At 69.2% G+C, this 20,484-nt stretch carries 19 protein-coding genes; 16 read left to right on the top strand and 3 right to left on the bottom strand.

What is annotated here, in order from left to right; all coding sequences use genetic code 11:
- Nucleotides 1–128: 128 nt before the first annotated feature.
- The 3 genes from HWX36_RS16130 (at nt 129) to HWX36_RS16120 (ending at nt 2,527) form a co-directional block, all read left to right on the top strand.
- Entirely contained in the window at nt 129–1,514 is a 1,386-nt protein-coding gene (locus tag HWX36_RS16130) for a cytochrome c peroxidase (RefSeq protein ID WP_175953038.1), read from the top strand.
- 144 nt (nt 1,515–1,658) lie between these two features.
- Nucleotides 1,659–2,045 (top strand): hypothetical protein, encoded by a 387-nt coding sequence (locus HWX36_RS16125; RefSeq protein ID WP_175953037.1) that lies wholly within the window; start codon nt 1,659–1,661, stop codon nt 2,043–2,045.
- An 11-nt stretch (nt 2,046–2,056) separates the two neighbouring features.
- Nucleotides 2,057–2,527: an NUDIX hydrolase gene (locus HWX36_RS16120; protein WP_175953103.1), complete on the top strand. Its 471-nt coding sequence runs from the start codon at nt 2,057–2,059 to the stop codon at nt 2,525–2,527.
- A 139-nt stretch (nt 2,528–2,666) separates the two neighbouring features.
- On the opposite strand, the gene HWX36_RS16115 is transcribed toward HWX36_RS16120, so the two are convergent.
- Nucleotides 2,667–4,376 carry a glutamine--tRNA ligase/YqeY domain fusion protein gene (locus HWX36_RS16115; RefSeq protein ID WP_175953036.1) on the bottom strand — a complete coding sequence of 570 codons (1,710 nt, stop codon included), beginning with the start codon at nt 4,374–4,376 and terminating at the stop codon, nt 2,667–2,669.
- 244 nt (nt 4,377–4,620) lie between these two features.
- On the opposite strand from HWX36_RS16115, the gene HWX36_RS16110 reads away from it, so the two are divergent.
- On the top strand, nt 4,621–4,830 hold the full coding sequence (locus HWX36_RS16110; RefSeq protein ID WP_011351716.1) for an ornithine acetyltransferase: 210 nt from the start codon (nt 4,621–4,623) through the stop codon (nt 4,828–4,830).
- Nucleotides 4,831–5,009: 179 nt separating this feature from the next.
- On the top strand, nt 5,010–5,576 hold the full coding sequence (locus tag HWX36_RS16105) for an alpha/beta hydrolase (RefSeq protein ID WP_175953035.1): 567 nt from the start codon (nt 5,010–5,012) through the stop codon (nt 5,574–5,576).
- 64 nt (nt 5,577–5,640) lie between these two features.
- On the opposite strand, the gene HWX36_RS16100 is transcribed toward HWX36_RS16105, so the two are convergent.
- Nucleotides 5,641–6,861: a CaiB/BaiF CoA-transferase family protein gene (locus HWX36_RS16100; RefSeq protein WP_175953034.1), complete on the bottom strand. Its 1,221-nt coding sequence runs from the start codon at nt 6,859–6,861 to the stop codon at nt 5,641–5,643.
- Between the two features lie 249 nt (nt 6,862–7,110).
- On the opposite strand from HWX36_RS16100, the gene alaS reads away from it, so the two are divergent.
- Complete coding sequence (gene alaS, locus HWX36_RS16095) at nt 7,111–9,735, top strand: alanine--tRNA ligase (protein WP_175953033.1); 2,625 nt, start codon at nt 7,111–7,113, stop codon at nt 9,733–9,735.
- Nucleotides 9,736–9,862: 127 nt separating this feature from the next.
- On the opposite strand, the gene HWX36_RS16090 is transcribed toward alaS, so the two are convergent.
- Entirely contained in the window at nt 9,863–10,777 is a 915-nt protein-coding gene (locus HWX36_RS16090; RefSeq protein WP_175953032.1) for a LysR family transcriptional regulator, read from the bottom strand.
- A 123-nt stretch (nt 10,778–10,900) separates the two neighbouring features.
- On the opposite strand from HWX36_RS16090, the gene HWX36_RS16085 reads away from it, so the two are divergent.
- The 10 genes from HWX36_RS16085 (at nt 10,901) to HWX36_RS16040 (ending at nt 20,474) form a co-directional block, all read left to right on the top strand.
- Nucleotides 10,901–12,145 (top strand): YbfB/YjiJ family MFS transporter, encoded by a 1,245-nt coding sequence (locus HWX36_RS16085; RefSeq protein WP_175953031.1) that lies wholly within the window; start codon nt 10,901–10,903, stop codon nt 12,143–12,145.
- A gap of 121 nt (nt 12,146–12,266) precedes the next feature.
- A complete protein-coding gene (locus HWX36_RS16080; RefSeq protein WP_175953030.1) occupies nt 12,267–12,803 on the top strand; it encodes an NUDIX domain-containing protein in 537 nt (178 codons plus the stop codon).
- Between the two features lie 148 nt (nt 12,804–12,951).
- A complete protein-coding gene (locus tag HWX36_RS16075) occupies nt 12,952–13,389 on the top strand; it encodes a thioesterase family protein (RefSeq protein WP_175953029.1) in 438 nt (145 codons plus the stop codon).
- 7 nt (nt 13,390–13,396) lie between these two features.
- Nucleotides 13,397–14,332: a branched-chain amino acid ABC transporter permease gene (locus tag HWX36_RS16070; protein ID WP_175953028.1), complete on the top strand. Its 936-nt coding sequence runs from the start codon at nt 13,397–13,399 to the stop codon at nt 14,330–14,332.
- Nucleotides 14,325–15,545, top strand: a complete 1,221-nt coding sequence (locus tag HWX36_RS16065; RefSeq protein ID WP_175953027.1) for a branched-chain amino acid ABC transporter permease — start codon at nt 14,325–14,327, stop codon at nt 15,543–15,545. Before HWX36_RS16070 ends, HWX36_RS16065 begins: the two co-directional genes overlap by 8 nt.
- Nucleotides 15,542–16,294 (top strand): ABC transporter ATP-binding protein, encoded by a 753-nt coding sequence (locus HWX36_RS16060; protein WP_175953026.1) that lies wholly within the window; start codon nt 15,542–15,544, stop codon nt 16,292–16,294. The genes HWX36_RS16065 and HWX36_RS16060 overlap by 4 nt, the downstream gene beginning before the upstream one ends.
- On the top strand, nt 16,291–16,995 hold the full coding sequence (locus HWX36_RS16055; RefSeq protein WP_175953025.1) for an ABC transporter ATP-binding protein: 705 nt from the start codon (nt 16,291–16,293) through the stop codon (nt 16,993–16,995). Before HWX36_RS16060 ends, HWX36_RS16055 begins: the two co-directional genes overlap by 4 nt.
- Nucleotides 16,996–17,160: 165 nt before the next feature.
- Entirely contained in the window at nt 17,161–17,907 is a 747-nt protein-coding gene (locus HWX36_RS16050; RefSeq protein WP_175953024.1) for a glucose 1-dehydrogenase, read from the top strand.
- A gap of 479 nt (nt 17,908–18,386) precedes the next feature.
- Nucleotides 18,387–19,877, top strand: a complete 1,491-nt coding sequence (locus HWX36_RS16045; RefSeq protein ID WP_175953023.1) for an MFS transporter — start codon at nt 18,387–18,389, stop codon at nt 19,875–19,877.
- Between the two features lie 9 nt (nt 19,878–19,886).
- Nucleotides 19,887–20,474, top strand: coding sequence for a hydrolase (locus tag HWX36_RS16040; protein WP_175953022.1), 588 nt, complete (start codon nt 19,887–19,889; stop codon nt 20,472–20,474).
- Nucleotides 20,475–20,484 lie beyond the last annotated feature (10 nt).

Raw genomic sequence — 20,484 nt, 5'->3', positions numbered from 1 at the left:
ATTTTGAGGGGGTGATTTGACAGCCGGGTGTAGGCGTCCTTTCGATTGCCTGTCGATCGGCCGTCATGTAACGGTCATGCGGCTGACATAAACTCCGGCCGCTCCTGAACCCACTTCCCGACGAATCGATGAAGCCTCGCCAACCGACAGCCGGCGCGTTCGCGCGTTCGTGGCTGCACCTGACCGGCGCATTCGCGCTGGCCACCACGCTTGCAACCCTTGCCGGCTGTGACGGACAGCCGGGGGCGGGGGCGCCGCCCGCGCAGTCCGCGCGCGCGGCGAGTGCGCCGGGCGCCGCGAACGTGGTTGCGTCCGCAACGGTTGCCGCCAGCGGCGCGGTGGTCGAGACGAACCAGCCGCAGACGCGGGCACAAGTTTACGAAGGCGTGCGCCGGATGACGGCGCTCGGCAAGCAACTTTTCTTCGACCCTACGCTGTCAGGTTCCGGCAAGCTCGCGTGCGCGTCGTGCCACAGCCCCGATCACGCATTCGGCCCGCCCAATGCGCTGGCCGTGCAGTTCGGCGGCGACGACATGAAGCGCCCGGGTTTTCGCGCGGTGCCGTCGCTGAAGTACCTGCAGGGCGTGCCGCAGTTCACCGAGCATTTCCACGATTCCGACGACGAAGGCGACGAGAGCGTCGATGCGGGCCCGACGGGCGGCCTCACGTGGGACGGCCGGGTCGACACGGGCGCCGAGCAGGCGCGCATTCCGCTCACGTCGCCGTTCGAGATGAACAGCTCGCCCGCGAAGGTGGCGCAGGCCGTGAAGGCCGCGCCGTATGCGGACGAGTTCCGCGCGGTGTTCGGCGTGAAGGTGCTCGACGACGACGCTGCCGCGTTCAAGGCCGTGCTGCGCGCGCTCGAGACGTTCGAGCAGACGCCCGAGCTGTTCTCGCCGTACACGAGCAAGTACGACGCGTATCTCGCCGGTCATGCGCAGCTCACGCCGGCCGAATTGCGCGGCCTGCAGTTGTTCAACGACGAGAAGAAGGGCAATTGCGCGAGCTGCCACATCAGCCAGCGCGCGCTCGACGGCACGCCGCCGCAGTTCAGCGATTTCGGACTGATCGCGATCGCGGTGCCGCGCAATCGCGCGTTGCCCGTCAATCGCGACCCGCGTTTCCACGATCTCGGCGCGTGCGGCCCCGAGCGTACCGACCTGAAGGGCCGAGACGAATTCTGCGGGCTGTTCCGCACGCCGTCGCTGCGCAACGTCGCGCTGCGCAAGACGTTCTTCCACAACGGCGTGTATCACACGCTGGAGGACGTGATGCGCTTCTACGTCGAGCGCGACATCCATCCGGAGAAGTTCTATCCGGTCGTGCACGGCAAGGTGCAGATCTACGACGACCTGCCCAGGCGCTACTGGCCGAACATCAACCGCGAGGCGCCGTTCGATCGCAAGCGCGGCGAGCAGCCGGCGCTGAACGCGGCCGAGATCAAGGACGTGATCGCATTCCTGGGTACGCTGACCGACGGATATCGGCAAACGGCCGCGCCGGCCGGCCACTAGGGCAAGCCCGTTATTGGCGTGAACAGGCCCTAGCAGACGGCGCGGACGGCACGCATGCTATCCTCGCCCGCTGACAGGCGCAGTGTGCGTGCCGGTTTGCCGGCCTGCACCGCGCCGTTCGATCGAACATCCAAGGAGAACAACATGTCGATGCGTGCATCCCTTTCCGTCGTCACGCGCGTGCTGGCCGGCGCCGCGTGCGCAGCAGCGATGCTGCCCGCCCATGCGCAGAACAACCTGAACTTCCTGAGCGACACGCCGCTCAGCTACTTCAGCAAGACCGATCGTGCGTCGCTTTCCAAGGCGGTCGTGCAGGTGCGCGACGAAGGCAAGGACGGCGAGACCACGACGTGGCAGAGCACCGGCCGCGGCACGCAGATCGATGCGAAGATCACGCCGGCCACGACCGAGACGAACGGCAAGACCTGCCGTGAAATCGCCACCGAAATCACCGCGAAGGGCCAGACGATGACGCTCAAGCCCGTCTACTGCAAGAGCGGCGCGGGCAAGTGGCAGCTGCAGAAACGCTGAGCGCGCGCGTGATGAAGCGGGGCGGCGCGGCGCGCACGGTGTCGTGCGGCGTCGTGATCCTCGACGGGGCCGGTCGCGTGTTCCTCGCCCACGCGACGGATACCACCCACTGGGACATCCCGAAGGGGCAGGGCGAGCCGGGCGAGTCGCCGGCCGATGCGGCGCTGCGTGAACTGCTCGAGGAAACCGGCATCGCATTCGCGCCGGCCCGGTTGCTCGATCTCGGCCGCTTTGCTTACCGGCACGACAAGGACCTGCACCTGTTCGCGGTGCAGGTGGCCGACGGCGAGATCGATCCCGCGCAGTGCACGTGCACGTCGCTGTTTCCGAGCCGTCGCGACGGATCGATGATTCCCGAGATGGATGCGTATCGCTGGACCGTGCCCGGCGACATCGACGCGTATGCGAGCCGCAGCCTCGCGCGGCTGTTTCGCACGAAGCTGTCGCTGGTGGCGTTGCATCGGCGGTTGACGGGCGGGTGAGTGAGCGCGGCGGCTTGCGCTGCGTCATGACGGAGCTTTCGCTTCGCAGCACGCAATAAAAAACCGGCCCAGGGGCCGATTTTTTTATGGTCACGCGACGGCGGCTTGCGAAGCCGCGCGCCGCGTGCGGAGCATGCCGTTACGCCGGCTTGCCCCAGCTGTCACGCAGCCCGACGATCCGGTTGAACACGGGCTGGCCCGGTTTCGAATCGACCCGGTCGGCCACGAAGTAGCCGTGACGCTCGAACTGCAGGCGCGTTTCCGGCGCGATGTCGCCGTTGCCCGGCTCGAGGTACGCCTGCACGATCTTCTTCGAATCGGGGTTCAGCGCCTCGAGGAAGTTCGCGCCGCCCGCGTCCGGATGCGGCTCCTTGAACAGGCGGTCGTAGATCCGCACTTCCGCCGGCTGCGCATGCTTCGCGCTGACCCAGTGGATGTTGCCCTTGACCTTGTACGCGTTCGCGCCTTCGGTGCCCGACTTGCTGTCCGGGAAGTAGTTGCAGTGCACGGCCGTCACGTTGCCTTCGGCGTCCTTGTCGAAGCCCGTGCACTCGATCACGTAGCCGTAGCGCAGGCGCACCTTGTTGCCCGGGAACAGGCGGAAATAGCCCTTCGGCGGGTTCTCGACGAAGTCCTCGCGCTCGATCCACAGCTCGCGCGAGATCGGGAACGTGCGCACGCCGCGATCCGGGTGGTGCGGATGCACGGGCGCCGTGCACGCTTCTTCGAGGTCTTCCGGGTAGTTGTCGATCACGAGCTTCAGCGGATCGAGCACGGCGACCGTGCGCGCGGCCTTGTCGTCGAGGTCGTCGCGCAGCGCGCCTTCGAAGATGCTCATGTCGATCCACGAGTCGATCTTCGTCACGCCGATCCGCTCGCAGAACAGGTGGATGCTCTCCGGCGTGAAGCCGCGGCGGCGCACGCCGACGATCGTCGGCATCCGCGGGTCGTCCCAGCCGTCGACGTGGCCTTCGGTGACGAGCTGCAGCAGCTTGCGCTTGCTGGTGATCGCGTACGTGAGGTTCAGTCGCGAGAATTCGATCTGTTGCGGCAGCGGGCGCGTGAACACGCCGGCTTCCGCGAGTTCGTTCAGCACCCAGTCGTACAGCGGCCGGTGATCCTCGAATTCGAGCGTGCACAGCGAATGCGTGATGCCTTCGAGCGCATCCGAGATGCAGTGCGTGTAGTCGTACATCGGGTACACGCACCATGCGTCGCCGGTGCGGTAGTGGTGCGCATAGCGGATCCGGTAGATCACCGGGTCGCGCATGTTCATGTTCGGCGAAGCCATGTCGATCTTCGCGCGCAGCACGTGCTCGCCTTCCTTGAACTCGCCGGCCTTCATGCGGCGGAACAGGTCGAGGTTTTCTTCCGGCGTGCGATCGCGGAACGGCGACGGCTTGCCGCCTTCCGTCAGCGAGCCGCGGTTCGCGCGCATTTCATCGGCGCTCTGGCTGTCGACATACGCCTTGCCGCGCTGGATCAGCAGCTCGGCGAACTCGTACAGCTTGTCGTAGTAGTCGCTCGCGAAGTACTGGTGATCGACCGCGTCCTTGCGCCAGTCGAAGCCGAGCCAGCGCACCGCGTCGACGATCGAGTCGACGTACTCGACGCTTTCCTTTTCCGGGTTGGTGTCGTCGAAGCGCAGGTGGCACACGCCGCCGTAGTCGCGCGCGACGCTGAAGTTCAGGCAGATGCTCTTGGCATGGCCGATGTGCAGATAGCCGTTCGGCTCGGGCGGGAAGCGCGTCTCGACGCGGCCGCCCCATTTGCCGGTGCGGTTGTCGTCGTCGATGATGTTGCGGATGAAATTGGAAGCCGCGGGGGCGTCGTTGCGTTCGGTGCTCATGCGGATAGCGTCAGGTTGTGTCGGCGCGTCGCGCCGGTTTAATCCCGTGATTCTACCTGACCGGGGTCCGTCCCGCGCGGCTTGCGGCATGGCGGGGGCGGGTTTCGAGCGATTATCTCGATATTGTGTCGGCTGTAACACGACGTAAATCGGATTGCCCGGGCCGTTTGGCGTTGCCTATGATGGCTGCACCGATTCAATGCCGCCGCCCGGCTTGCCGCGCGGCGGGAGGAAACCAAAAATCATGATGAAGAAGACTACGTTTATCGTTCGTACCGCCGTGATCGTCGCGGCCCTGTCGCAACTCGGCGCATGCGCGATGACGCATACGCAGCGTAATGCCGGCATCGGCGCGGCCGCGGGCGGCGCGCTCGGCTATCTCGTGACGGGCGGCCCGCTCGGCACGGTTGCGGGCGCCGCGGCGGGCGGTATCGTCGGCGCGAACGTGCGCTGACCGACAGACATGACGCGAGCCGCCTGCAACGCGGCTTGCCGTCCGGTCGCGACGCCGCGCTCGACGCGTCCCGACCCCACGCACATCCTTCCGGTATCAGACAGGCAGCATCAGGGAGGAACGGGTGTGCGACACTGCGTCGACGCAACATAACGATTTCACGCGTCGACGCACTTTCCATGAGCCGATTCTCCGTTCGATTCCCCGTTCTCGTCCTGCCGGGCTACGCCAATTCCGGCCCGCTTCACTGGCAGAGCCGCTGGGAGCGTGCCGATGCACGTTTCTCGCGCGTCGCGATGCCCGACTGGGACCGGGCGTTCCGCAACGGCTGGTGCCTCGCGCTCGATCGGGCTGTTGAAGCCGCTCGCGGGCCGGTGCTGCTTGCCGGCCACAGTCTCGGTACGCTGACCGCCGCGTGGTGGGCGACGCGCTATGCGCGCCCGGCCGCGCTCGCGAAAGTGCGCGGCGCGTTGCTGGTCGCGCTGCCCGATCCCGACGGTCCCGCGTTTCCGGCCGATGCGCACGGCTTCGGGCCCGTGCCGTACGAACGGCTGCCGTTTCCGACCTGCGTCGTCGCCAGCAGCGACGATCCTTATGGCTCGCTCGCGTTCGCCCGCACCTGTGCGAACGCGTGGGGCAGTGCGTTCCACGATATCGGCCCGCGCGGCCACATCAACGCGGACAGCGGGCTCGGCGACTGGCCCGAGGCGCGCGCCTGGCTCGACGCGCTCGCCCACCGCGATTGACGACGCGGGGCGGTGGTCGAGGCCGCCGCCACGCGCCTGCCCGCACCCGCGCCGGCCACCGCGTTCAGATCGCCTGTTTCGCCCGCAGCGCGGCGATCCTCGCGTCGTCGTAGCCGAGCATGTCGCGCAGCACGTCGTCGGTCTGCGCGCCGAGCAGCGGCGGGGCCGTGCGCGCCTCGGGCGGCGTCGCGCTCATCCGGATCGGGTTGCGCACGAGCTTCGCGTCCGCGCCGCACGGGTGCGGTAGCGACACCTGCATCCCGCGCGCGACGACCTGCTCGTTGTCGAATACCTCGTCGAGATCGTTGATCGGCCCGCACGGCACGCCGGCCGCTTCGAGCGCGCCGATCCAGTCGGCCTTGCCGCGCGTCTTCACCATCTCCGCGAGGATCGGCACCAGCGTGTCGCGGTGGCGCACGCGCGCCGGGTTCGTCGCGAAACGCTCGTCGTCCGCCAGCTCGGGCCGGCCGCCGGCCTCGACGAACTTGCGGAACTGGCCGTCGTTGCCGACCGCGACGATGATCCACCCGTCGCGCGTCTGGAACGTCTGGTACGGCACGATGTTCGGATGCGCGTTGCCCCAGCGCACCGGCGGCTTGCCGCTCGCGAGGTAGTTGGTGTTCATGTTCGCGAGCAGCGCGACCTGCACGTCGAGCAGCGCCATGTCGATGTACTGGCCTTCGCCCGTCCGGTCGCGGTGTGCGAGCGCGGCGAGCACCGCGATCGTCGAGTAGAGGCCGGTGGCGAGATCGGCGATCGCGACGCCGGCCTTCTGAGGGCCGCCGCCCGGCTCGCCGTCGCGCTCGCCGGTGATGCTCATGAAGCCGCCGATTCCCTGGACGATGAAGTCGTAGCCCGCGCGGTGCGCGTACGGGCCGGTCTGGCCGAAGCCCGTGACCGAGCAGTAGACGAGGTCGGGCTTCACCGCGCGCAGCGAGTCGTAGTCGAGCCCGTATTTCTTCAACTGGCCGACCTTGTAGTTCTCGAGCACGACGTCGCTCTGCGCGGCGAGCTCGCGCACGATCTGCTGGCCTTCGGGCGTCGCGATGTCGACCGTCACCGAGCGCTTGTTGCGGTTCGCCGCGAGATAGTACGCGGCCTCGGCGGTATCCGCGCCGTCCGCGTCCTTCAGGTACGGCGGCCCCCAGTGGCGCGTGTCGTCGCCGGCGCCCGGGCGCTCGACCTTGATCACGTCCGCGCCGAAATCGGCAAGGGTCTGCGCGCACCACGGGCCCGCGAGCACGCGGGTGAGGTCCAGCACGCGGATATGGCTCAGGGCACCCATCGTCGAATCGTCTCCTTTCATGGCCGGCCTTGTCGGGCACGGCCGGTTGGCATGCCGAGCATCTTAAGGCGAATCGGCCCGGCGGGTGGCCCGGCCGGGCCGGCCGGATGGCCGAGCCGCTTTCCTGCGCTTTGCCCGGAAGCCGGCCCCGATCCCGTATAATCGACTGTTTCCGAATCCATGCCGCCGCGCGCTCCGCCAAGGGCGCCGGCGTTTGAAGCCGTCTTTGCCAGACTGTCCCCGCACGCCATGAAAGCTGCCGAAATCCGCGAGAAATTCCTCAAATTCTTCGAATCGAAGGGCCACACGATCGTCCGCTCGTCGAGCCTCGTGCCCGGTAACGACCCCACGCTGATGTTCACGAACTCGGGCATGGTCCAGTTCAAGGACGTGTTCCTCGGTACGGACCCGCGTCCGTACTCGCGCGCCACGACGGCGCAGCGCAGCGTGCGCGCGGGCGGCAAGCACAACGACCTCGAGAACGTCGGCTACACGGCGCGCCACCACACGTTCTTCGAGATGCTCGGCAACTTCTCGTTCGGCGACTACTTCAAGCACGACGCGATCAAGTTCGCGTGGGAGCTGCTGACCACGGTCTACCAGCTGCCGAAGGACAAGCTGTGGGTCACGGTCTACCAGGAAGACGACGAGGCATACGACATCTGGGCGAAGGAAGTCGGCGTGCCGACCGAGCGCATCATCCGCATCGGCGACAACAAGGGCGCGCGCTACGCGTCGGACAACTTCTGGACGATGGGCGACACCGGCCCGTGCGGCCCGTGCACCGAAATCTTCTACGACCACGGCCCGGACGTGTGGGGCGGCCCGCCGGGATCGCCCGAGGAAGACGGCGATCGCTACATCGAGATCTGGAACCTCGTGTTCATGCAGTTCAACCGCGACGCGCAGGGCAACATGACGCGCCTGCCGAAGCAGTCGGTCGACACCGGCATGGGCCTCGAGCGTCTCGCCGCGGTGCTGCAGCACGTGCACAGCAACTACGAGATCGACCTGTTCCAGAACCTGATCAAGGCCGCCGCGCGCGTGACCGAGATCAGCGACCTCACGAACAACTCGCTGAAGGTGATCGCCGATCACATCCGCGCATGCTCGTTCCTGATCGTCGACGGCGTGATTCCCGGCAACGAAGGCCGCGGCTACGTGCTGCGCCGGATCGTGCGCCGCGCGATCCGCCACGGCTACAAGCTCGGCCGCAAGGGTTCGTTCTTCCACAAGCTGGTGGCCGACCTCGTCGCCGAGATGGGCGTCGCATACCCGGAGCTGAAGGAAGCCGAACAGCGCGTGACCGACGTGCTGCGCCAGGAAGAGGAGCGCTTCTTCGAGACGATCGAACACGGCATGTCGATCCTCGACGCCGCGCTGGCCGACGTCGAAGCGAAGGGCGGCAAGGTGCTCGACGGCGAACTCGCGTTCAAGCTGCACGATACCTACGGCTTCCCGCTGGATCTGACGGCCGACGTGTGCCGCGAGCGCGGGATGACGGTCGACGAGCCGGCATTCGACGATGCGATGGCGCGCCAGCGCGAGCAGGCGCGCGCGGCCGGCAAGTTCAAGGCCGCGCAGGGCCTCGAGTACACGGGCGCGAAGACCACGTTCCACGGCTATGAAGAAATCGCGTTCGACGACGCGAAGGTCGTCGCGCTGTACGTCGACGGTTCGTCCGTCAACGAAGTGAAGACCGGCCAGGACGCGGTGGTCGTGCTCGACCACACGCCGTTCTATGCGGAATCGGGCGGCCAGGTCGGCGACCAGGGCGTGCTCGCGAACGCCGCGACGCGCTTCGCGGTGGCCGACACGCTGAAGGTGCAGGCCGACGTGATCGGCCACCACGGCACGCTGGAGCAGGGCACGCTGAAGGTCGGCGACGTGCTGCGCGCGGAAATCGACGCGCATCGCCGTGCCCGCACGCAGCGCAACCACTCGGCCACCCACCTGATGCACAAGGCGCTGCGCGAAGTGCTCGGCGCGCACGTGCAGCAGAAGGGTTCGCTGGTCGACGCGGAAAAGACCCGTTTCGACTTCGCGCACAACGCGCCGATGACCGACGACGAAATCCGTCGCGTCGAGCAGATCGTCAACAACGAAATCCTCGCGAACGCGCCGGGCATCGTGCGCGTGATGCCGTACGACGAAGCGGTGAAGGGCGGCGCGATGGCGCTGTTCGGCGAGAAGTACGGCGATGAAGTGCGTGTGCTCGACCTCGGCTTCTCGCGCGAACTGTGCGGCGGCACGCACGTGCATCGCACCGGCGACATCGGCTTGTTCAAGATCGTCGTCGAAGGCGGTGTCGCGGCCGGCATCCGCCGCGTCGAGGCGATCACCGGCGACAACGCGGTGCGCTACGTGCAGGAACTCGACGCCCGCGTGAACGAAGCCGCGGCCGCGCTGAAGGCGCAGCCGTCGGAACTCACGCAGCGTATCGCGCAGGTGCAGGACCAGGTGAAGTCGCTCGAGAAGGAGCTGGGCGCGCTGAAGTCGAAGCTCGCATCGAGCCAGGGCGACGAGCTCGCGCAGCAGGCCGTCGAAATCGGCGGCGTATACGTGCTGGCCGCGACGCTCGACGGCGCCGACGCGAAGACGTTGCGCGAAACGGTCGACAAGCTGAAGGACAAGCTGAAGAGCGCGGCGATCGTGCTGGCGGCCGTCGAAGGCGGCAAGGTCAGCCTGATCGCGGGCGTCACGCCTGACGCGAGCAAGAAGGTCAAGGCCGGCGAGCTCGTGAACTTCGTCGCGCAGCAGGTCGGCGGCAAGGGTGGCGGCCGTCCGGACATGGCGCAGGCAGGCGGCACCGAGCCGGCGAACCTGCCGGGTGCGCTGGCTGGCGTGAAGGGCTGGGTCGAAGCGCGGCTCTGATCGTCCCGACCGATGCGATGCCGCCTCGTTGCGGCATCGCGTGAAATGAAAAAGGACCCGATCGGCATGCGCCGGCCGGGTCTTTTTGTTGGTGCGCCGGAACAACGTGTGCCGGCCGCCTGACGATTCAGGCCGGCGTGGCGACCGGCGGCTTCGCCGTCCCGTCCGGCTGTCGTGCGGCCTCGGTGATCATGTCGCGCAACGCGGCCAATGCGGCCGACGCATAACCCTGCCGCCACGCGAGCAGCGTTTCGATGCCTTCCAGTGCGGGGATCGCGTGCGCGGTGATGTTGCCGGTCTCGGGCTGCAGGTCGAGCACCGAACGCGGCGCGACCGCGATGCCCGCGCCGGCCGCGACGCACGCGACGATCGCGTGATACGAGCCGAGTTCGAGCACGCGCGCCGGTTTGATCGCGTAAGCCGCATACCACTGCTCCACATACTTGCGATACGTGCAGCCGCGCTCGAACGCGATCAGCGTCGGCAGGATCACGTCGCGCGGCGTGCGCACCGGCGGATGGCCGCGTGGCGTGAGCAGCACGAGATCCTCGCGGAAGACCGGCACCGTCTCGAACGTATCGGGCAACGTGTCCGGCGCGGGCGGGCGCGCGAACAGCGCGGCGTCGATCTCGAAGTCGCGCACGCGGCCGATCAGCCAGCCCGTCGTGCCCGTCACCAGTTCGAGCGACACGTCGGGCCACGCATGGTGATAGCGCGCGAGCAAGGTCGGCAGGCGGCTCGCAGCCGTGCTTTCCATCGTGCCGAGCCGCAGCCGCCCGCGCGGCGTGTCCTCGCGTACCGCGTCGCGCGCCTCGTCGGCGAGCGCGAGCAGGCGCTCCGCATACGGCAGCAGCGTGTGCCCGGCCAGCGTCAGTACGAGCCGGCGGCCGTCGCGCACGAACAGCGCCGCGCCGAGTTCCTCCTCGAGCTGCTTGATGCGCGTCGTGACGTTCGACTGCACGCGATTGAGCTTGGCCGCCGCGCGCGTCACGCCGTTCTCGCGCACCACGGCCCGGAAAATCGCCAGCGCCGCCAGATCCATGATTCTCTCCAAGCGATGAATGGATTCTTAATTATTCATTTTTCAAGAACGTTTGGTCAAGCTAGGATGACGCCATTCCGATTGCCGATCCGGCCGGCGCGTTGCGCGCCGGCCCATGCCGCCATGTCACGCTCCGATGCCCCGACCGCCGCCGCCGGCGCGCCTCCCGCCGATCAAGCCGACCGCCGCGCCCGCACGGCCGCACTGGCCTGCATGGTTGGCCTCGCGGTCGTGCTCGGCGTCGGCCGCTTTGCGTTCACGCCCTTGTTGCCGCTGATGCTCGCGGACGGCTCGATCGGCCTGAAGGCCGGTGGCTGGCTCGCATCGGCGAACTACGCGGGCTACTTCGTCGGCGCGGTCAGTTGCGCGGCGCTGCGTGCGGCGCCCGCGCGCATGGTGCGCTTCGGGCTCGTCGCCACCGTGCTGCTCACCGCCGCGATGGGCGTCGGCCACCTGCTGCCCGTGTGGCTCGCGGTGCGCTTCGTCGCGGGCGTCGTCAGCGCATGGACGTTCGTGTTCGTGTCGCAATGGGGGCTGCGGCGCCTGGCCGAACTGCATGCGCCGGAGTGGAGCGGGGTGATCTACGCCGGGCCCGGCGTCGGCATCGTGGTGACGGGGCTGATCGGCAGCGCGCTGGCCGGCCGGCACGCGGCGGCGGGCTGGCTCGGTTTCGCGGCGCTGTCGGCCGTGCTGTCGGTCGCGATCTGGCGCACGTTTGCAACGGCCCCGGCGCAAGCCGGCGCGCCGGGCGGCGGCACACCGCACGCGGCCGCCGCAACCGCGGCGATGCCGGCCGATACGCGCCGCCATCGCGCGGACGCCGCATGGCTCGTCGTGCTGTACGGCCTGCCGGGCTTCGGCTACATCATCACCGCGACGTTCCTGCCCGTGATCGCGCGCGCCGCGCTGCCGGCCGGTTCGCCGTGGCCCGACCTGTTCTGGCCGATGTTCGGCGCGGCGCTGATCGCCGGCGCGATCACCGCCGCGCGGCTGCCCGGGCACTGGGACAACCGGCTGCTGCTCGCCGCCGGTTGCGCGACGCAGGCGCTCGGCATTGCCGCCGGGATCGTGTGGCCGAACGCGGCCGGCTTCTCGGCCGGCAGTGCGCTGCTCGGCTTGCCGTTCACCGCGATCACGCTGTTCGCGATGCGCGAGGCGCGGCGTTTGCACGGCGAGCGCGCAGCCGGGCTGATGGGCTATGCGACCGCGTCGTACGGGGTCGGGCAGATTCTCGGCCCGCTTGTCGCGGCGCCGCTGGCCGCGCGCTTCGGGTCGTTTTCCCCCGCGCTGTGGGGTGCGGCGGCCGCGCTGCTGCTCGGCGCCGCCGGCTTCGCGGCGACTGCCGCACGAGGGCGCCTGCAACCGTGATATCGGCGGGGCCGGATCGTCTGCGGCACCGGCAAACTCGCTAGAATGAAGCCTTTCCCGCGCCGAGCGGGTGCGCGGGCAGCCGGCAGGCGGCCGTCCGGCGCCTGCCAGATCCCCATCGATGACCACCGCCGATTACCGCTTTTGCCCGCGCTGCGCGAGCCCGCTCGCCGAGCGCGCCGATCCCGACCATGAAGGCGGCCGGATTCGCCAGGCGTGCCCCGACGACAGCTGCGGCTATGTCCACTGGAACAACCCGCTGCCCGTCGTCGCCGCGATCGTCGAGCTCGACGGCAAGATCCTGCTCGCGCGCAACGCGGCCTGGCCCGAAGGCATGTTCGCGCTGATCACCGGCTTCCTCGAGAGCGGCGAGACGCCCGAGGACGGCATCGCGCGCGAGGTGTTCGAGGAAACGGCGCTGAAGGCCGAGCAGGTGTCGCTCGTCGGCGTCTACGAATTCATCCGCAAGAACGAGCTGATCATCGCGTACCACGTGCGTGCGTCGGGCACGGTCGCGCTGTCGCCGGAACTGCTCGAATACAAGCTCGTCGATCCGCCGCTGCTGCGCCCGTGGCGCGCCGGCACGGGCGTCGCGCTCGCCGACTGGATGCGTGCGCGCGGCCTCGATTTCGAGTTCGTCGACCGGCCGGGGCAGTGAAGGGCCGGCCCGTCGGCAGGGTTGCATCCGCCGTGCCGCGAGCGATCGCGGCGCGGCGCTCCGCTTCCTGCCGGTGCGCCGTGTTCCGCGGCCGCCGCGCGTCGTCCTCGTCGTCCCCATCGCTTCCATCGTCCTGACCGCCATCGCCATGTCCGACAAGCCGCAACCGCGTCCGCGCGACGCCTATCGCCACTTCCTGCCGATCACGACCCGCTGGATGGATAACGATGTCTACGGGCACGTGAACAACGTCGTCTACTACAGCTACTTCGACACGGTCGTGAACGAATACCTGATCCGCGCCGGCGTGCTCGATGTCGAGCACGGGCAGACGATCGGCCTCGTGGTCGAGACGCAGTGCAACTACTTCGCGCCGCTCGTGTTTCCGCAATCGGTCGATGCCGGGCTGCGGGTCGTGAAGCTCGGCACGTCGAGCGTGCGCTACGAGGTCGGGCTGTTCGCGCAGGGCGACGCGGCGCCCGCCGCGCAGGGGCACTTCGTGCACGTGTACGTCGATCGCGGCACGCGCCGGCCGGTGCCGCTGCCCGACGCGCTGCGCGCCGCGCTCGAGCCGCTCGCGGCCTGACTGCGCGGTGCACGCGTTCGCGCTCCAGGCCTTCAACGGCCTCAGCTACGGCTTGCTGCTGTTCATGCTGTCGGCCGGACTCACGCTGATCTTCAGCGTGCAGGGCGTGCTCAACTTCGCGCACGCGAGCTTCTACATGCTCGGCGCGTATGTCGGCTACAGCATCGCGGCCAGCACGGGTTTCTGGCCCGCGCTGGTGCTCGCGCCGCTCGCGGTCGGGCTGCTCGGGGCGGGCTGCGAGCGCACGATGTTGCGCCGCGTGCAGGCGCGCGGCCATACGAGCGAGCTGCTGCTGACCTTCGGCCTTGCCTACCTGATCGGCGAGGGCGCGAAACTCGTGTGGGGGCTCGCGCCGCTGCCGGCACCCGTGCCGGCGCTGTTCGATGGCGCGCCCGTGACCGTATTCGGCCTCGCGCTGCCGCGCTACCGGCTGTTCATGATGGGGATGTCCACGGCGATGCTGGTCGCGCTCGGCGCACTGCTGCGCGCGTCGCGCATCGGGCTCGTCGTGCGCGCGGCGCTCACGCACCGCGCGGCCGTCGAGGCGCTCGGCTACGACGTGCCGCGCGTGATGACGGCGCTGTTCGGCGCGGGCACCGCGCTCGCGGCGCTGGCCGGCGTGATCGGCGCGCCGCTCGCCGTCATCGAACCCGCGCTGGCCGAAACCGTCGGGTCGGTCGTGTTCGCGGTCGTCGTGATCGGCGGGCTCGGCTCGCTCGGCGGCGCGTTCGCGGCGTCGCTCGCGGTCGGCTTCGCGCAGACCTTCGCGGCTGCGAGCGACACGTCGCTGCGCGACCTCACGGAATGGGCCGGCATCGCGCTGCCCGACAGCGTGGCCGCGGTGTCGATCGCGCAGCTGGCGCCGCTGGTGCCGTACCTGTTGCTCGTCGTGGTGCTGGTCGCGCGGCCGCGCGGGCTGTTCGGCGAGCGTGCCGATGCGTAACGGTACGCTCGCCGGCCTCGCGCGCGGGTCCCTGTTCGCCGCGTGCGTCGTGCTGCCCGCGTGGCTGTGGCCGCATGGCGCGGTGCTCGGCTATCTCGCGCAGACGGCCGCGCTCGTCGTGCTCGCCCTGTCGTACAACCTGCAGCTCGGCACGACTGGGCTGCTGTCGTTCGGACACGCGGCGTTCGCGGGCGTCGGTGCGTTCGCGGCCGCGCACTGGTTCAACCATTTTGGCGGCCCGCTGCCGCTGTTGCCGCTCGTCGGCGGCGTGGCCGGCGCCGGTTTCGGCTTCGCCGCCGGGCTGCTCGCGACGCGCCGTGCGGGCACCGCGTTCGCGATGATCACGCTCGGGCTCGGCGAATGCGTCGCCGCCGCCGCGTGGAGCGTGCCTGCGTGGTTCGGCGGGATCGGCGGCGTGCCGATCGACCGCGCGAGCGGTACGCCATGGGGCGGCTGGCATTTCGGCGCACCGGTCCAGGCGTATGCGGTGATCGCGGCCTGGTGCCTCGCGTCGGCGTGGGCGATGCACGCGCTGACGCGCACGCCGCTCGCGCGGCTCGCGAATGCGGTGCGCGACAACCCCGTGCGCGTCGCCGCGCTCGGCACCGATCCGCGCCGCGTACGTCTTGCGATGGTCACCTGCGCGTCGTTCTTCGCCGGCGTCGCCGGCACGCTGACGTTGATCGACGTCGAAATCGCGACGCCCGACAGCGTATCGATGGCGCGCTCGGCGACCGTGCTGATCGCCGCGGTGATCGGCGGCACCGGCGCGTTCTTCGGGCCGGCGGCCGGTGCGGCGGTGCTGACCGCGCTGAGCATCGTCGTCGCGGGCGTGTCGCGCGCGTGGGCGCTGTATCTCGGCGTGCTGTTCGTCGTGATCGTCATGGCCGCGCCGCGCGGCATCGCCGGGATCGTGCCAGCGCTCGCGCATGCGTTGCGGCGCGGCGCGCCGGCGGCCGAACGGTGGCGCATGCTGTGCGCGGTCGGCGCGTGCGTGTTCTGGGGCGTCGCGATCGTCTGCGCGGCCGAGCTCGGCTATGCGTGGCGCTTCGCGCAGGACGACGGCGCGGGCTTCGCGTTCGGCGCCTGGAACGTCGACGCCGATACGCCGGCCGGCTGGGCCGTCGCGTGCTCCGCGTTCGGCATCGGCACGCTGCTGTGGGGCTGGCGTGCGCGGCTCATGCTGGCCGGCAAGCAGGAGGACGGGCGATGAACGGCAACGCGATCGCGCTTCACGGGGTGGTGCAGCGCTTCGGCGCGCAGACGGTGCTCGATGGGGTCGAGCTGAGCATCGCGGCCGGCGAGCGTCATGCGCTGATCGGGCCGAACGGCGCGGGCAAGTCGACGCTGTTCGGCGTGATCGCCGGTGCGGTGCGGCCCACGCGCGGGCGCGTCGTGCTGCACGGCGTCGAGCTGCGCGGGCGCGGCCCGGTCGTGGCGAGCCGGCTCGGCATCGGCCGCAGTTTCCAGCAGACGAGCGCGTTCGCGCGGCTGACCGTGTTCGACAACCTGCGCTGCGCGGCGCTGCATGCGCCGGCCGCGCGGCGGCGCTGGTGGAACCGGCTGCGCGAATCGGCGTCGGTCGATCTCGCGGCCGAGCGCGTGCTGCACGACATCGGCCTCGATGCGCACCGCGATACGCCGGCCGCCGAGCTGAGCTACGCGGAACAGCGCGCGCTCGATCTCGGGATCGCCCTCGCGAGCGGCGCACGCACGCTGCTGCTCGACGAGCCGACGGCCGGCATGAGCCGCGCGCAGGCGGCGCGGATGATCGCGCTGATTCGTGCGACGACGCAGGGGCGCACGGTCCTGCTGATCGAACACGACATGGATGCGGTGTTCGGCTTCGCCGAACGCATCACGGTGCTCGTGCGCGGCACGGTGGTCGCGACCGGCGCGCCCGATGCGATCCGCGCCGATCCGGCCGTGCGTGCCGCCTATCTGGGCGAGGGCGGCCCATGAGCGCGTTGCTCGACATTCGCGACCTGCGCGCAGGGTACGGGCTGCAACCCGTGCTCGACGGCGTCGATCTCGCGCTGGCGCCCGGCGAGACGCTCGCGCTGCTCGGCCGCAACGGCTCGGGGCGCTCGACGTTCGCGAAGGCCGTGATGGGGCTCGTGCGCACGGCCGGCTCGGTGCGCATTGCCGGCGCCGAATGCGTGGGGGCGCGCACGTTCGAGATCGCGCGACGCGGCGTCGCTTACGTCGCCGAAAGCCGCGACGTATTCCCGCTGCTGACGGTACGCGACAACCTGCGGCTCGGGCTGCGCGGCGCCCGCGGTGCGGCCGAGCGCGCGGCGCTCGAGCGGCTGTTCGAGCGCTTTCCGTTGCTGGCCGCGCGTGCGGACGTCAAGGCGGGGCGGCTGTCGGGCGGCGAGCAGCAGGTGCTCGCGCTGGTGCGGGCGCTGGCCGGCCGCCCGCGCGTGCTGATCGTCGACGAACCGGCCGAAGGGCTCGCGCCGCTCGCGGTCGATGAGGTTGGCGCGTGCCTTGCCGCATTGCAGGCCGACGGTGTCGCGATCGTGCTGATCGAGCAGCGGCTGCAGTTCGCGCCGCGGCTCGCGCGGCGCGTCGCGGTCATGGGGCGCGGACGGATCGTCTACGACGGCGCGCTCGAAGGCCTGGGCGGCGAGGTCGCGAACGCATGGTTGAGCGCCGGCTGACGGCGCGCGCGATTGTTCGGAAAACACCGCCAGTCAATTCATGTCGAGCCGCTTTATCGCTGCCGCACCGCACAGTAAATTGCCAGTCATGCCGGGTGCGCATCGACGCAACGACGGGGCAACCGGCGCTATCCATCAAGCGTCTTCTGACTGAGGAATGAAATCATGAGCAAGCTGGCAAACAAGGTAGCGATCGTCACGGGCGGATCGAAGGGCATCGGCGCGGCGATCGCGAAGGCACTGGCCGCGGAAGGCGCATCGGTGGTCGTCAACTACGCGAGCAGCAAGGCGGGCGCCGACGCGGTCGTCGGCGCGATCGTCGAAGCCGGCGGCCGTGCGGTCGCGGTCGGCGGCGACGTGTCGAAGGCGGCGGATGCGCAGCGCATCGTCGATACGGCGATCGACACGTATGGCCGTCTCGACGTGCTCGTCAACAATTCCGGCGTGTACGAATTCGCGCCGATCGAAGCGATCACCGAAGAACACTACCGCCGGCAGTTCGACACGAACGTGTTCGGCGTGCTGCTGACCACGCAGGCCGCGGTCAAGCATCTCGGCGAAGGCGCGAGCATCATCAACATCAGCTCGGTCGTGACCAGCATCACGCCGCCCGCGAGCGCCGTATACAGCGGCACCAAGGGCGCGGTCGACGCGATCACCGGCGTGCTCGCGCTCGAACTCGGCCCGCGCAAGATTCGCGTGAACGCGATCAACCCGGGGATGATCGTGACCGAAGGCACGCACAGCGCGGGCATCATCGGTTCGGATCTCGACAAGCAGGTGCGCAGCGAGACGCCGCTCGGCCGCCTCGGCGAGCCGGACGACATCGCGTCGGTCGCCGTGTTCCTCGCGTCGGACGACGCGCGCTGGATGACCGGCGAGCATCTCGTCGTGAGCGGCGGGTTGAACTGACCGGATCGCGCCGCGCCGGAAGCAGGGGCGGCGCGATCCGGCGGACGCCGCGGCGATTGTGCTTCGGCAGATCACGCAGCGTGCCGCCGATTGCCGTGCGGCCCACCCCACGCCATTCGATGCCCGAATGCGGGATGAGTCCGATTCTCCAGTAGAGGCCACCCTCTGATCCTGCGCCGCACCGCGGCATAAAAGTGTCATACGGCACCTGCGGCCACGGTGCATGCAGCGTGCCGCACGTGACTGAAGCGATCCCGCCGAATTCTCCTCGACCGCCCGTCGCGCAAGGCTGACGGGCGCTTTCCATGGCGCGCCGCGGTATCGGTGCAGGCCGGTTCGATGCGTCACGCGCACGCCACCCATTCAAGTTGCGAATGTGTGCATCGCAACAATCCATTTCATCCGCAGCGCGCCGGGCGGTATGGTGAACGCACGTTCGAAATTCATCGACCGATGCACATCCACCACGCGAAGGCGCCATGAAAACGACTCACGTTCGCTCCGGGCACGCGGCGCATTCAGCCGCCGGCGGCCCGCCCGAAGACGGCGACGACCGACGCAACGCGGGCCTGCGCCTGCCGGCGAAGCTGGTGGGGCCGATCGTGCTCGGCACGCTGCTCAACGCGCTGAACTCGTCGATGATCGCGGTCGCGCTCGTCAGCATCCAGCAGGCGTTCGCGCCGCACGGCGCCGCGCAAGAGCGCATCGATACGCTGTGGCTCGTGTCGGGTCTCTATCTCGCGACGGCCGCCGGCCAGCCGACGATGGGGCGGCTCGCCGATCGCTTCGGTGCGAAGCGGATCTTCTGTCTCGGCCTCGCGATCGTGCTGGTCGCGTCGTCGCTCGCGCCGTTCGCGCCGACGCTCGGCTGGCTGATCGCATCGCGCGTCGCGCTCGGTATCGGCACGTCCGCCGCCTATCCGGCCGGCATGGCGATGATTCGTGCGTGGTCGCAGCAGCACGCGAACGGCGCGACGCCGACGGGCGGCCTCGGCGCGATTTCGATCGCGGCGCAGGTCGCCGTCGCGTTCGGCCCGCCGCTCGGCGGCGCGCTCGTGCAGTTCGCCGGCTGGCGCGCGATCTTCTGGATCAACGTGCCGATCGTGCTGGCCGCCTTCCTGTTCGCGTGGCTGTGGATTCCGGCCGACCCCGTCCGTCGCGGCGCGCAGGCGCGCGACACGCTGAAGGAACTGGACCTGCCGGGCGTCGTGCTGTTCGTGCTGACGCTGGCGAGCCTGCTGCTGTTCCTGCAATCGGTGACGCGCGAACCCGATTGGCTGCTGCTGGCCGCGACGCTCGTGCTGGTGCCGCTGCTGATCCACCGCGAGCGCCAGGCCGCGGCGCCGCTGATCGACATTCGCATGCTGGCCGAAAACCGCCCGCTGCTCGGCACGTATCTGCGCTGCGTCGGCACCTATGCGGTGTTCTACGCGATCTTCTACGCGCTGCCGATGTGGCTGCAGGAGGCGAGGGGACTGTCGGCCGCCGATGCCGGCCTCGTGATGCTGCCGGTCGCCGGCATCGGCACGGTCACGACGATGCTCGCGACCCGCATCGTGCACCGTCACGGCCCGCGCCCGGTGCTGGTCATCGGTTCCGCGATGCTCTGCATCGGCAGCGTCGTGATGAGCCTGATGACGAGCAGCCTGCCTGTCGCGGCGATCGTACTGCTGTCCATCGTGTTCGGTATTCCTAACGGGTTCAACAATCTCGGCAATCAGGCCACGCTCTACCAGAGTACGCCGCACGACCGGATCGGCACGGCCTCGGGGCTGTACCGCACCGCGCAGTATGTCGGCGGCAGCCTGTCGTTCGCGCTCGTCGGTTTCGCGCTCGGTCATCCGGCGAGCGATCACGGCCTGCGCGAGCTTGCCGTTGTCCTGGCGGTCATCAGCGTGCTGCTGTTGCTCAATGCCGTATCGAGCCGGCACCTCGACGCCGCCATTTCTTCCGTTCCACAACAAAAGTGAGGGTTTTACATGTCCATTCCGACGCTCAATCGCACCGCCGCGCTCGTCGCCATCGATCTGCAGAACGGCATCGTCTCGTTGCCGGTCACGCCCTATACCGGCGCACAGGTGGTCGCGAAGACGGTCGAGCTGGCGGCGGCTTTCCGCGCGCTGGGGCTGCCCGTCATCTACGTGCACACGAGCTACCTGCCGGACGGCGGCGTCGCGCTGAAGGTGAAGACGGATGCGCCGTCGTCGCCGCCGAATCTCGATCCCGAATGGAGCGCGTTCGCGCCGGCGCTCGGCGTGCAGCCGTCCGACATCGTCGTGACGAAGCATCAGTGGGGCGCGTTCACGGGCACCGACCTGGACGTGCAGCTGCGCCGCCGCGGCATCACCGACATCGTGCTGACGGGCATCGCGACCAATATCGGCGTCGAATCGACGGCGCGCCAGGCATACGAAAACAACTACAACGTCGTCATCGTGAGCGACGCGGTCAGCACCTCGTCGGCCGATGCGCAGACGTTCGCGCTGACCCAGATCTTCCCGAAGCTCGGGCAGGTCGCCGCGGCGGCAGACGTGGAGGCGGCACTGGAGCAGGCTCAGTCGCGCTGAAGCCGGCGAA

The sequence above is a fragment of the Burkholderia sp. BCC0405 genome (genome assembly GCF_902833075.1).
GTDB lineage: Bacteria > Pseudomonadota > Gammaproteobacteria > Burkholderiales > Burkholderiaceae > Burkholderia.
The sequence above is the reverse complement of the archived record's forward strand: the minus strand, read 5'-3'. Positions and strand labels throughout refer to the sequence as shown.